At 66.6% G+C, this 11,374-nt stretch carries 13 protein-coding genes; 8 read left to right on the top strand and 5 right to left on the bottom strand.

Annotation, left to right across the window (positions count from 1 at the left end):
• Window positions 1-61: 61 nt before the first annotated feature.
• Entirely contained in the window at window positions 62-637 is a 576-nt protein-coding gene (locus tag ACWMMN_RS28425) for an AidA/PixA family protein (RefSeq protein WP_059237469.1), read from the bottom strand.
• Between the two features lie 276 nt (window positions 638-913).
• On the opposite strand from ACWMMN_RS28425, the gene ACWMMN_RS28420 reads away from it, so the two are divergent.
• The gene (locus tag ACWMMN_RS28420) at window positions 914-1,456 is read left to right on the top strand and encodes a MarR family winged helix-turn-helix transcriptional regulator (protein WP_059240789.1); all 543 of its coding nucleotides are present in this window, start codon (window positions 914-916) and stop codon (window positions 1,454-1,456) included.
• A 45-nt stretch (window positions 1,457-1,501) separates the two neighbouring features.
• Here ACWMMN_RS28420 and ACWMMN_RS28415 read toward each other — a convergent pair whose 3' ends face one another.
• Window positions 1,502-2,713, bottom strand: a complete 1,212-nt coding sequence (locus ACWMMN_RS28415) for an IscS subfamily cysteine desulfurase (RefSeq protein ID WP_059237468.1) — start codon at window positions 2,711-2,713, stop codon at window positions 1,502-1,504.
• Between the two features lie 274 nt (window positions 2,714-2,987).
• On the opposite strand from ACWMMN_RS28415, the gene ACWMMN_RS28410 reads away from it, so the two are divergent.
• The 4 genes from ACWMMN_RS28410 (at window position 2,988) to ACWMMN_RS28395 (ending at window position 6,228) form a co-directional block, all read left to right on the top strand.
• On the top strand, window positions 2,988-3,515 hold the full coding sequence (locus tag ACWMMN_RS28410) for a flavin reductase family protein (protein ID WP_059240788.1): 528 nt from the start codon (window positions 2,988-2,990) through the stop codon (window positions 3,513-3,515).
• 36 nt (window positions 3,516-3,551) lie between these two features.
• The gene (locus tag ACWMMN_RS28405; protein WP_059237467.1) at window positions 3,552-5,030 is read left to right on the top strand and encodes a 4-hydroxyphenylacetate 3-hydroxylase family protein; all 1,479 of its coding nucleotides are present in this window, start codon (window positions 3,552-3,554) and stop codon (window positions 5,028-5,030) included.
• A 50-nt stretch (window positions 5,031-5,080) separates the two neighbouring features.
• Window positions 5,081-5,467 (top strand): hypothetical protein, encoded by a 387-nt coding sequence (locus tag ACWMMN_RS28400; protein WP_011356002.1) that lies wholly within the window; start codon window positions 5,081-5,083, stop codon window positions 5,465-5,467.
• A gap of 71 nt (window positions 5,468-5,538) precedes the next feature.
• The gene (locus tag ACWMMN_RS28395) at window positions 5,539-6,228 is read left to right on the top strand and encodes a DUF2848 domain-containing protein (protein WP_059237466.1); all 690 of its coding nucleotides are present in this window, start codon (window positions 5,539-5,541) and stop codon (window positions 6,226-6,228) included.
• 21 nt (window positions 6,229-6,249) lie between these two features.
• Here ACWMMN_RS28395 and ACWMMN_RS28390 read toward each other — a convergent pair whose 3' ends face one another.
• Together ACWMMN_RS28390 and ACWMMN_RS28385 are read right to left on the bottom strand one after the other, a co-directional pair.
• Window positions 6,250-6,999, bottom strand: coding sequence for a class I SAM-dependent methyltransferase (locus tag ACWMMN_RS28390; RefSeq protein ID WP_486423452.1), 750 nt, complete (start codon window positions 6,997-6,999; stop codon window positions 6,250-6,252).
• A 13-nt stretch (window positions 7,000-7,012) separates the two neighbouring features.
• Complete coding sequence (locus ACWMMN_RS28385) at window positions 7,013-7,639, bottom strand: LysE family translocator (RefSeq protein ID WP_059237464.1); 627 nt, start codon at window positions 7,637-7,639, stop codon at window positions 7,013-7,015.
• Between the two features lie 170 nt (window positions 7,640-7,809).
• Between ACWMMN_RS28385 and ACWMMN_RS28380 the strand changes: the two genes are divergently transcribed.
• The 3 genes from ACWMMN_RS28380 to ACWMMN_RS28370 all read left to right on the top strand — a co-directional run bounded on the left by ACWMMN_RS28380 (window position 7,810) and on the right by ACWMMN_RS28370 (window position 10,319).
• Window positions 7,810-8,610 (top strand): AraC family transcriptional regulator, encoded by an 801-nt coding sequence (locus ACWMMN_RS28380; RefSeq protein WP_059237463.1) that lies wholly within the window; start codon window positions 7,810-7,812, stop codon window positions 8,608-8,610.
• Window positions 8,611-8,730: 120 nt separating this feature from the next.
• Complete coding sequence (locus ACWMMN_RS28375; protein WP_486423451.1) at window positions 8,731-9,150, top strand: ATP--cob(I)alamin adenosyltransferase; 420 nt, start codon at window positions 8,731-8,733, stop codon at window positions 9,148-9,150.
• A gap of 101 nt (window positions 9,151-9,251) precedes the next feature.
• A complete protein-coding gene (locus ACWMMN_RS28370; protein WP_486423450.1) occupies window positions 9,252-10,319 on the top strand; it encodes a LysR family transcriptional regulator in 1,068 nt (355 codons plus the stop codon).
• A gap of 40 nt (window positions 10,320-10,359) precedes the next feature.
• Here ACWMMN_RS28370 and ACWMMN_RS28365 read toward each other — a convergent pair whose 3' ends face one another.
• Window positions 10,360-11,280: a LysR substrate-binding domain-containing protein gene (locus ACWMMN_RS28365; protein ID WP_486423449.1), complete on the bottom strand. Its 921-nt coding sequence runs from the start codon at window positions 11,278-11,280 to the stop codon at window positions 10,360-10,362.
• Window positions 11,281-11,374 lie beyond the last annotated feature (94 nt).

Raw genomic sequence — 11,374 nt, 5'->3', positions numbered from 1 at the left:
TGCTTCATCCGCGGGGGCGATTGGTGAGGCATCATCGCCCCCGCGTCGGTCGGAGATCGCTTCAGGCGAGGCAGGTCACTTCCGGATCCCACTTGTAGTATCCGGATTTTGCATAATCGATCTCCCCGGTCCTGCGGTCGACCTCCATTGCGTAGAAGGTCACGATGTATTGATCGGTACCGTAACCGACAACGGAAGCGCTGACGCGGTTGTCCAGGAAATTCTTGAGATCGTAGGGTTCCTTCTTGTCGATGTTGTACGCAAGATAGGATCCCGGAACATCGTTCGGCGGGCCCTGGAACTTGAGGACTTTGGAGGCGCCGTTCGGCTCGACCGCAACCAGCGCTCCCGCGTGATTGACGTTCCCGCTGAACGAGAGGCCGCGCCAGCGAACCGTGTCGCCGCTCAAGCCGTAGATCGAGATGTCCGGCGTCGCGTTCGTCGAAGGCTTCACATACTCCTCGGGTGCAACCATGTACGCATACTTCACCGAGGCGGGCCCGTGAGGGAGCCAGATGGCGGTCTGAGGCGTCTTGTTACCCACGGGTTTGAAGTCGTGCAGAATCAGCTCGACGTCGAACAGCGTGACGATCTCGATGGTCGCCGGTGCGCCGGCCAGAATTTCGCGGTGTCCCATGATTCGCTCCGAAGAGAAATGATGTGCCAAGTGAGGGCGCCTGCGGCGCCAGCGTCCCTTTCAGGTCGATAGTCTTCTTCCTGGAAGAATCCGAATCGGGTGAAGGGGTGCTGGCAGCGTAGGCGTAATGGGCACGCGAATCGATTACACGCGATTACAGTTCGGCGGGGCAATGGCCGCCGCAGTCCGCGGCGGCCCGGCCGGGAGCGCATGTGCCTTTGCCGTATAATTTCGTTTCAAAGCTAAATTCGCATGACTGCACGGAGCGTCGACGTCATGGCCAAGCAGCAAGAGGAGTCCGTTCTGACCATTACCCACCCGGCCTGCCTGATCGACGGCACGGACACGGAATTCCGCCACCTGATCAACGGGCTGCTGCCGTTCGCGGCCCGCCTGCTGTCGGTGCGCGACGGCTTCGGCTCGATTGCCGGGCTCACCGGCATCCAGTATTCGTTGCTCGTATCGGTCGCGCACCTGTCCCACGACGACGTCGTGACCGTCAACCGCCTGGCGGACCACCTGCACCTGAGCGGCGCGTTCGTGACGATCGAGACCGGCAAGCTCAAGAAGCTCGGCCTGATCGACAAGCGCGCGGACCCGGACGACAAGCGCAAGATGCGGCTCACGGTCACGCCGGCCGGTACGAAGCTGCTGAAGGCGCTGGCGCCGACCCAGCAGCGTATCAACAACGTGCTGTTCGAGGGCGTGACCAAGACCGAATTCAAGGTGCTGTGCTCGGTGATCGACCGCCTTGTCACCAACGGAGATCGCGCGACGCTCGACCTCGCGCACATGATCGCACGCCAGGAAAAAGGCTGACGCACGCCGGCCGCAGGCCGGCGCGACGTCGCGGCGCACGCTCGCTCAGTGCGCGGCCCACTCGATCGTATCGAGATCGACCCCTTCCAGATGCATGTCCCACAGCGGGCTCAGCGCGCGCAGCTTGCCGACGGTGTCGCACACCTGAGCAATCACGCTGTCCACTTCGGCTTCGGTCGTGAAGCGGCCGAGCGTGAAGCGGATCGAGCTGTGTGCGAGTTCGTCGCTGCGGCCGAGCGCACGCAGCACGTACGACGGCTCCAGCGACGCCGACGTACACGCGGAACCTGACGACACCGCGACGCCCTTGATCCCCATGATCAGCGATTCGCCTTCGACGAAGTTGAAGCTGACGTTCAGGTTGTGCGGAATCCGGTGCGCCAGATCGCCGTTCACGTACACCTCGTCGAGCGTCGACAGGCCGGCGAGCAGCCGGTCGCGCAATGCACCGACGCGGCGGCTTTCTTCCCCCATCTCTTCCTTCGCAAGCCGAAACGCTTCGCCCATGCCGACGATCTGATGCGTCGGCAGGGTGCCCGAACGCATGCCGCGCTCGTGGCCGCCGCCGTGCATCTGCGCTTCGATGCGCACGCGCGGCTTGCGGCGTACGTACAGCGCGCCGATCCCCTTCGGGCCATACACCTTGTGCGCGGTCACCGTCAGCAGGTCGACATTCAGCGCATTCACGTCCACCGGAATCTTGCCGGCCGCCTGCACGGCGTCGCAGTGGAACACGATGCCGCGCGCGCGGCACAGCGCGCCGATGTCGGCCACCGGCTGGATCACGCCCGTTTCGTTGTTCGCGAGCATCACCGATACCAGGATCGTGTCGGCGCGCAGCACCTGCTGCAACGCATCGAGATCGACCAGGCCGTCCTCCCGCACGTCGAGGTACGTGACGTCGAAGCCCTGGCGCTCGAGTTCGCGGCACGTATCGAGCACGGCCTTGTGCTCCGTCTTCACCGTGACGAAGTGTTTGCCGCGGCCCTGGTAGAAGTGCGCGGCGCCCTTGATCGCCAGGTTGTTGCCTTCGGTAGCGCCGGACGTCCACACGATTTCGCGCGGGTCGGCGCCGAGCAGCGCGGCAACGTGCGCGCGCGCTTCCTCGACGGCTTGCTCGGCGTCCCAGCCATAGCTGTGGCTGCGCGAAGCCGGGTTGCCGAACTGCTCGTGCAGGAACGGCACCATCTTGTCGACCACGCGCGGATCGACGGGCGTCGTCGCGCTGTAGTCCATGTAGATCGGACGGGATTGCATCGAAAAGGCTCCGGAAAGCTGTGTCTCTCGCGGGTCGCGAAAGCCGGGGAATACGGTTGGCGCAGTGTACGTGGACATTCGCGGGCGCCACGCAACATCCATCACGCCAGTAGGGTTGTCTTTCAAATAAAGCTTTTAAGGTCAGGGTTTACGACAACTTGAATCCGTCTTTGTGTTTACATTTAATAAAAGCTAAATAACAAAGCTAAATAACGGTGCTTTGTTGGGCTGGATTCCGCAGCGGAATCCGGCGATGCAACCCAAGGAGGAAGAGATGAGCGAGAACCATGCCGGAACCGGCGCGGGCGCCGACGAGCAGCGGTGCTTTCGCACCGCGCTGTCGATGTTCGCGACGGGCGTCGCGGTGATTACTGCACCGCGCAAAGAGAGGGTGCCGGTCGGCATCACGGTCGCGTCGTTCAATTCGGTGTCGCTGAACCCGCCGCTGATCCTGTTCTCGGTCGACCGCCGCAGCCTGAGCCTCGGCGATCTGGCCGGTGCGGACGGTTACGCGGTCAACGTGCTCGACGAGACGCAGCAGCACCTGTCGAACTGCTTCGCGAAGACGAACGGCGACAAGTGGGGCTGGCGCGCCGGCGCGGCGGACGACGACGGCGCGGTGCTGCTGCCCGATGCGCTCGCGACCTTCGAATGCGCGCCCTATGCGCAATACGACGGCGGCGACCACGTGATCTTCGTCGGCCGCGTGACGCGGCACCGCGTGCGCTCGGAAGGGCGCCCGCTGATCTTCTTCGGCGGCCGCTATCGCACGCTCGACGGCGCGCATGCGCCGTCCGTGTGAACGCGACCCACGATTCATTCCACCCAGGAGGACATCATGATCAAGAACGGGACTCAGCACATCGCGTCGTTGCGCGACGGGCGGCAGGTCTACCTGAACGGCCAGCCGGTCGGCGATGTGACCGCGCACGCGGCATTCCGCAATTCGATCCGCAGCTACGCAAGCCTGTACGACTACCAGGCACGCGACGAGAACGTCGAGAAGATGACGTTCGTGTCGCCCGACACGGGCAACCGCGTCAGCCGGATCTGGCAACTGCCGACGTCCTATGACGAACTCGTCGAACGCCGTGCCGCGCTGGAAGCGTGGTCGGAGTTGCATTACGGCTTCATGGGCCGCTCGCCCGATCACGTCGCGTCATGCCTGTCGGGCATGGTCATGGGCGTCGAGGTGTTCGAGCAATACGACCCGGCGCGTGCGGGTGCGCTGCGCGACTACTACCGCTATGCGCGGGACAACGACCTGTTCCTGACCTACGTGATCGTGAATCCGCAGGCGAACCAGTCGAAGCCGGCGCACGAACAGGAAGACAAGTACCTCGCGGTCGGCATCGTCGATCAGGATGCCGAAGGCATCACGGTGCGCGGCGCGAAGATGCTCGCGACGAGCGGGATCATGGCGAACGAGGTGTTCTGCAGCTGCATCCAGCCGCTGCGCGAAGGCGACGAGATGTACGCGCTGTCGTTCGCGGTGCCGATGAACGCGAAGGGCATGAAGATCATGTCGCGCAAGTCGTACGAGGAAAACGCGACGTCGGTGTTCGACAACCCGCTGTCGAGCCGCTTCGACGAGAACGATGCGGTGCTGTACTTCGACGACGTGAAGGTGCCGTGGGAGCGGATCTTCGTCGCGGGCAATACGGCGATGTGCGCGAAGCAGTTCCATGCGACGCCTGCACACGTGTACCAGAACTATCAATGCCAGGTACGCCTGATGACGAAGCTGCGCTTCCTCGTCGGGCTCGGCCTGAAGATCTCCGAGGTCAACGGCACGAACACGTTCCCGCAGGTGCGCGAGACGCTGGGGCAGCTCGCGGCCGAAGCGTCGATGGTCGAGGCGTGGGTCTACGGGATGGAGGCGAAGGGCACCGTCGTCAACGGCTTCTACGTGCCCGACCGCAACATGCTGTACGGCTCGCAGGTCGTCACGCAGCAGCTGTATTCGAAGGTGCTCAACACGCTGCGCGAGCTCGCCGGTGGCGGCATGATCATGCTGCCGTCCAGCGTGCGCGATTTCGAGAACCCCGACCTGCTGCGCATCATCGAGAAGACGCAGAAGTCGCCGGTGTGCTCGTCGGAGGATCGCGTGAAGTTCTTCAAGCTCGCATGGGACGCCGTCGGCTCCGAATTCGCGTCGCGCCACAACCAGTACGAACTGTTCTACGCCGGCGCATCGTTCGTCACCAAGGGCCATGCGTACCGCACGTACGACTGGCAGCGCGCGTCGCATCTCGTCGATTCGATGCTCGGCAGCTACTCGCTGAGCCAGGAACTGTCGACGCCGCGCGCTGCCTGACGCGTCCCGTCGCGCCCGATTTCACCCGCTATCGCATTCAGGAGAGACAGATGGCCATCAACAAGCTTCACGACGAATTTCATACGCTGGACATGCAGCGCGACTGGCGGCTGCCGGAAGGCTATGACCCGGCATCCGGCGCGCAGGAACTGATCCTGTCCGGTGCGCTCGACACCGAGCGCAAGCGCGGCAGCCGCACGCGCCTGCTGCGCCTGCCGGCCGGACTGCATACGAAGAAGCCGTTCGTGCACGACTACTGGGAAGAAGTCTTTCTCGTCGAAGGCGACCTGACCGTCGGCAACGACGAGCACGGCAACGGCGGCACGCCGTTCAAGGGCTACACGTACGCGGTGCGGCCGCCCGGCGCATGGCACGGCCCGTTCAAGTCGAACGGCGGCTGCGTGCTGCTCGAGATCCACTACTACGATCCGGCGTAAGCCGGCCGGTCAATGACACACGGCGGGCGGCGGCACGTCGCGCGTGCGCTGCCCGCCACCAGGAGCATTCGATGAAAACCATCACGTTCGCGATCGACGGTCGCGACGGCCGCACCGAGCGCGCGATCGCGATCGACACGCTCGTGATCGCGGGCTGGACCGGCCGTGACACGGTCGCCATGGAGAAGCATATCCGCGAACTCGAAGCGCTCGGCGTCAAGCGCCCGGCGACGACACCGGTGTTCTACCGTGTCGCGGCCGATCGCCTCGATCCGTCGCCTGCGATCCAGGTCTCGGGCGGGCAGAGCAGCGGCGAAGCCGAATTCGTGCTGGTGCGCGACGGCGGCGAAACCTTCGTCGGCATCGCGTCCGACCATACCGACCGCGAGGTCGAGACGTACGGGATCACCGTATCGAAGCAGATGTGCGGGAAGCCGTGCGCGAACACGTTGTGGAAGTTCGACGACGTGGCCGGCCACTGGGATCAGCTCGTGCTGCGCGCATATGCGACGATCGACGGCGAGCGCGTGTTGTATCAGGAAGGCAAGGTGACGGCGATGCGCACGCCGGACGATCTGCTCGCGCAGTTTGCGCGCCACGATGGCCGCTTCGAGGATGGCACGGCGATGCTGTGCGGGACGCTGGCCGCGATCGGCGGCATTCGGCCGGCCGAGCGGTTCGAGGTCGAGCTGGAAGATCCGGTGCTGGGCCGCACGATCCGGCATACGTATGCGGTGGATACGCTGCCTGTCGCGGGCTGACGCAGCCGACGCCCGCGCAACTCAGGCGCGGCAGATCGCGATGATCTCCGCGCTGGTCGCTTCGTCGAACGGGGCATGCTGCCAGTCGCCGCACCAGTCGGCCGATGCGAAACCGGCTGCGGCCACGCGTACCCGCAGTTCGGGTTGCGCGATGAAGCGCAGCCGGCTCGTGTTCGTCAGCAGCGTATCGTCGCGGCCGAAGCGGTAGCACGTGTCGAACGTCACGATCGCGTTGTCGATCGCGCGCACCGCGTGATGGAGAACCACGCTGCCGACGTCGCGCGATTCGACACTGCGTGCCGAATGCGCGGGCGTCCACGCACGCCACGGCTCGACGCGCGGATTGCGGGTGTCGAACAGGAAGCGGCCGCCGTCGACGAGCACGCGTCGCACGCCATGCAGCGTCGCGTCGATGTCGTCGTCGGTCAGCAGGCACTGGAACGCATGCCCGGTCATCACGACCGTATCGAACGGCGCGCCGGGCGGCAGGCTGCCGAGTCCGGCTGCGAGCCAGCGCACGGCGCCGGCGCCCGGCTGGCGTCGTGCGTAGTCGATCATCGCCGGTGCCGGATCGATCGCGACGACGTCGTGGCCGGCCGCCGCGAGCCGGCGCGCGAACGTGCCGGTGCCGCAGCCGAGATCGAGGATGCGTTGCGGAGCGGCGCCGATCGCGGCGGCATAGAACGCGAAGTCCCGATCGCCCGCGTTGAACAGGTCGTAGAGCGCGACGAGGCGCGGATCGGTGTAGAGGGTTTCGCCGTCGGGCGTCATGCGGCCGCGGGTATCAGCGCTGCTGCACGGCCACGCGCAGCCCGAGCGCAATGAAGATCGAGCCGATGATCTTGCCCTGCCAGCGCGTGAGCCACGTGAGCCGCTTCACGATGCGGCCGAGCGGGCGGATCGAGCACGCGATCAGCGTCGTGTAGAGCGAGCTGAGCACGACGAAGATCAGCCCGAGCACCGCGAACTGCACGAACGTCGAGCCGCGCTCCGGATGCACGAACTGCGGCATGAACGCGAGGAAGAACAGCGCGGTCTTCGGATTCAGCACTTCGGCGGGAATGGCCTGCAGGTAGGCCTTGAGCGGCGTGACGGGCGACACTTGCGGCAGCGACGGATCGGACGCCTTCTCCAGCAGCGCGCGCACGCCGAGATAGATCAGGTACGCGGCGCCGACCAGCTTCACGACGTTGAACGCGAGCGCCGACGTCATCAGCAGCGCGGACAGCCCGACGGCCGCGAACAGCGTGTGCACGAAGTCGCCGCTCGCGACGCCGAGGCCGGTGAGGATGCCGGTCTTGCGCCCGCCCTGCACGGTGCGGCTCAGCACGAGCAGCACGGCGGGGCCGGGGATCAGGAACAGGCCCAGAACGACGGCCGTGAAGGTGGTCAGCGTGGTCAGGTCGAACATGGCGGCTCCGGCGGGGTGGCGCAGCGGTAGGGGATCGGGGCATTGTATTCGGTTCGGCGCGCGGCCGCAGACGCCCCGTCGAACGGCCCGGCTGCGCCGCTGCCTTTCTGGTATAAGCACGAAAGGACGCGCGGTGCCGGTGTCCGTCCTTTTCCACCTCCTGTCGTTCCATGCGCGAGCTTCCACCGACTACCGATCCCGCCGCGGACGCCGACGTCTATCACGTGCCGCGTCCGCTCGTCGTGTTCGGCGGCTCGGTCGTCGAGCCCGAATGGCGGCTGGAGCGGCACAGTCATCGCCAGGCGCAGTTGCTCTACACGCTGAGCGGCGTCATCTATTGCGAGATCGACGGCGGCGTATGGAGCGCGCCGCCGCAATGTACGGTCTGGATTCCGGGCGACGTGCCGCATGCGGCGCGCGGCTCGGCCGGCGCGACTTTCTACGCGGTGCTGGTCGAACCCGATGCGGCGCTCGACCTGCCGAGGCACTGCTGCACGCTGGCCATGTCGCCGCTGCTGCGCGAACTGCTGCTGAAGGCGGCGAGCTTCCCGAACCTGTACGACGTCGACGGGCCGCAAGGGCGGCTGGTGGCGACGCTGCTAGACGAACTCGTCGCGGCGCCGGTCGAGGATCTATACCTGCCGATGCCGGCCGACCGCCGGCTGCGCAAGCTGATCGATCATCTGCTCGACGATCCGGCCGACAAGTCGCCGCTGCCCGAACTCGCACGGCGCGCGGGCATCAGCGAGCGCAGCCTCACACGGCTCGCGACGAAGGAACTCGGGATGAGCCTCGGCGACTGGCGCCGGCGGCTGCACGTCGCGCTGTCGCTGCGGATGCTGACGACCGGCCGCCGCGTGCACCAGATCGCGATCGACCTCGGTTACGAGAGCGCGAGCAGCTTCGTCACGATGTTCCGCAAGGCGACCGGCAAGCCGCCGACGCAATTCCTGACCGACCGGCAACGCTGAGCGGCCGGGCCGTGCGCCCGTGCACGGTTGGCCGGATTGAGAAAGCAGTTGGCCGGGATGAGAAATGACGCATGGAGTGTCGATCCATAAAATGAGAACCATTCTCATCTGGAGGCCGACATGCAAATCACCACGACTGAGTTCCCGTTCGTCTGGCTGCGTTACAGCGGCGCGACCCATACCGATCCCGCTCGCCTGATTGCCGAACTCGACGCGTTGCTGGCGCGCCGCGAACGCTTCGTTCTTCTGACCGACGATGCGCCGTCCGGCGACGATCGCGCCGACAACGATCACGAGATGCGCAAGCAGCTCGCGAAGTGGAGCAAGGCCAATCGCGCGCAGTCGCGCGAATGGATTCCCGCGATGATCGCGATCGAGCCCGACGCGGCGCGGCGCGCGGCGCTTGATGCGTTCTCGGGCACGTTCGAGAAGGTCTGGGGTTACCCGCTGAACGCGGCGGTGAGCCGCGACGACGCGCTGGCGCTCGCGCAACGGCTGCTGGCCGAACCCGCGCGCAGCATCGCGGCGGCGAACGCCTGACCCGGCGGCCGCGCCGTTCGCGCGGCTTTCGTCGACATCGACACGCAGGCACGGTGCGCACGCGCGCGCCGCGGCATGTCGCAATCACGCAGGGGTGACCGGTGGACAATCCGATCCGCGCGATGCGCATCTTCACGCGCATCGTCGAAATGAAGAGCTTTACACGCGCGGCGCTGGCGCTCGGCATCTCGCGCGCCACCGCAACGCGGACCGTGCAGGAACTCGAAGCGGCGCTCGGTACGCCGCTGCTGGTGCGCACGACGCGCGCGCTGCGGACGACGTCCGAAGGCGATGCGTATTACCGGCGCTGCGTCAGCATCACGGCGGACGTCGACGAACTCGAAGCCAGCATTCGCGGTGCCGCGCGGCATCCGAGCGGGCCGCTGCGCGTCGAGGTGCCGGCGTCGGTGGCCGGCGCGATCGTGCTGCCGGCGCTCGACGCATTTCATGCGCGGCATCCCGATCTCGTGCTGATGCTGGGCGTGGCCGGGCGCGCGGGCGATCGCGACGCCGACGCGATCGACTGCGGCATCCGGCTGGGCGCGCTGCCCGATTCGTCGCTCGTCGCGCGCCGGCTCGGCACGCTCGAACGCGTGACGTGCGCGAGCCCCGCGTATCTCGACCGCTTCGGCGTTCCGCGCACGCTCGACGCGCTCTCGGCACACCGTGCGGTCAGCGGCGTGCTGGTGACCGGCCAGCGTGCGGCCGAACTCGATTTCATTGTGGACGATGCCGTGCGCAAGGTCCGGCTCGACAGCATCGTCAGCGTCGATGACGAACAGGCGTATCTGGCGTGCGGCGAGCACGGCCTCGGGCTGATCCAGCCGACGCGCGTCGCCGCCCAGCCGCTGATCGATGCGGGACGGCTGCAGGAAGTGCTGCCGCGCTGGCAACCCGATGCGGTCGCCGTGTCGGCTGTCTACGTAAAGCGCCCGCATGTGTCGCCCGGCGTGCGCGCGTTCGTCGACTGGATCGCCGAGCGTTTCGTGCAGGCCGTGCACGAGCACGAGGGGCGGGTGGCAGCGGGGGCCGTGGGGTGGCGGCCGGCGCCGGATGCGCGCGTTGCGCACGCGCCGGAAAGCGGCGCGACCGGGCGCGACGGTACGCGCGCGGCGTTCGAAACGACCGCCGGCCCGCTCGAACAGGCTGCGCTGGCCGCGGTGAACTGAGCCTGCCTTTCACGCCCGGCGCGAAAGGGCGGCCGCCGCGTCACGCGCCTTTCAGGCGCCCGAGTTCTTCCGCCAGAAAATCGACGAACGCGCGAATCCGCGTGGACATCTGGTGACGCTGCGCATACACCGCATAGATATCGGCGCTCGGCGTTTCGTGATCGGGCAGCACGACGACGAGACGCCCGTCGGCGAGATAGTCGCGCAGGTCCCATTCCGCACGCATCAGGATCCCGTGCCCGTCGAGCGCCCACTTCACCGCGATCTCGCCGTCGTTCGTTGTCAGGTTGCCGTTGATCCGCACGGCTTCCGTGCGACGCGCCGCGCCGCGTCCGCTCGTCAGGCGCCAGACGCCGTAACCCTCGTCGCCTTGCCGGATGCCGATGCAGTTGTGCCGCGCCAGGTCGTGCGGCGTGCCGGGCACGCCGTGCCGCGCGAGATACGCGGGCGCCGCGCACATCAGTCGGCGGTTCGGCGCAAGCCGCCGCGCGACGACGCGCGTATCCGGCGGCTCGCCGAAGCGGATGCACACGTCGAACGCGTCGTCGGTGAGCGGCGGCGGCATCACCGACAGCTGCAATTGCACCGTCACTTCCGGATAGCGCGCGACGAAGCGCGAGATCGCGGGGCCGATATGGCTGCGCCCGAACCCGAGCGTCGCATTCACGCGCAGCAGCCCTTTCGGCCGCTGTTTCGCGCTGCCGAGCAGCTCGCCGAGTTCGTCCATCTGGTCGAGGATCCGGCGCGCGTAGTCGAGATAAACGTCGCCTTCGGGCGTCAGCATCATCCGCCGCGTCGTGCGGTTGACGAGCGTGACGCCCGCGCGCCGCTCCATCTGCGTGAGCCGCTTGCTGACGGCCGCGGCGGTCAGCCCGAGTTCGCGCGCGGCCGCGCTCAGGCTGCCCGACGCGGCCAGCGTCGAGAAGAAGCCGAGATCGGCCGGCTGGACGGTATCCGCCATGGCGGGATTCATGAATTCAAGTTAAAGATGCTTTGAGTATAGCCCCGGTTTCTACACTGCTGGTTCGGTAAAGTGCATTCACGCTCACGATCAA

It is taken from the genome of Burkholderia cepacia complex sp. TUM26381, from assembly GCF_057439935.1.
Note: the sequence above shows the minus strand (reverse complement) of the source record. Positions and strands in the feature narration are given on the sequence as shown.

What these genes read in the sequence shown, in the direction of transcription:
- ACWMMN_RS28425 (WP_059237469.1), bottom strand. Translation starts at nt 637, where the DNA reads ATGGGACACCGCGAAATTCTGGCCGGCGCACCGGCGACCATCGAGATC.
- ACWMMN_RS28420 (WP_059240789.1), top strand. Translation starts at nt 914, where the DNA reads ATGGCCAAGCAGCAAGAGGAGTCCGTTCTGACCATTACCCACCCGGCC.
- ACWMMN_RS28415 (WP_059237468.1), bottom strand. Translation starts at nt 2,713, where the DNA reads ATGCAATCCCGTCCGATCTACATGGACTACAGCGCGACGACGCCCGTC.
- ACWMMN_RS28410 (WP_059240788.1), top strand. Translation starts at nt 2,988, where the DNA reads ATGAGCGAGAACCATGCCGGAACCGGCGCGGGCGCCGACGAGCAGCGG.
- ACWMMN_RS28405 (WP_059237467.1), top strand. Translation starts at nt 3,552, where the DNA reads ATGATCAAGAACGGGACTCAGCACATCGCGTCGTTGCGCGACGGGCGG.
- ACWMMN_RS28400 (WP_011356002.1), top strand. Translation starts at nt 5,081, where the DNA reads ATGGCCATCAACAAGCTTCACGACGAATTTCATACGCTGGACATGCAG.
- ACWMMN_RS28395 (WP_059237466.1), top strand. Translation starts at nt 5,539, where the DNA reads ATGAAAACCATCACGTTCGCGATCGACGGTCGCGACGGCCGCACCGAG.
- ACWMMN_RS28390 (WP_486423452.1), bottom strand. Translation starts at nt 6,999, where the DNA reads ATGACGCCCGACGGCGAAACCCTCTACACCGATCCGCGCCTCGTCGCG.
- ACWMMN_RS28385 (WP_059237464.1), bottom strand. Translation starts at nt 7,639, where the DNA reads ATGTTCGACCTGACCACGCTGACCACCTTCACGGCCGTCGTTCTGGGC.
- ACWMMN_RS28380 (WP_059237463.1), top strand. Translation starts at nt 7,810, where the DNA reads ATGCGCGAGCTTCCACCGACTACCGATCCCGCCGCGGACGCCGACGTC.
- ACWMMN_RS28375 (WP_486423451.1), top strand. Translation starts at nt 8,731, where the DNA reads ATGCAAATCACCACGACTGAGTTCCCGTTCGTCTGGCTGCGTTACAGC.
- ACWMMN_RS28365 (WP_486423449.1), bottom strand. Translation starts at nt 11,280, where the DNA reads ATGGCGGATACCGTCCAGCCGGCCGATCTCGGCTTCTTCTCGACGCTG.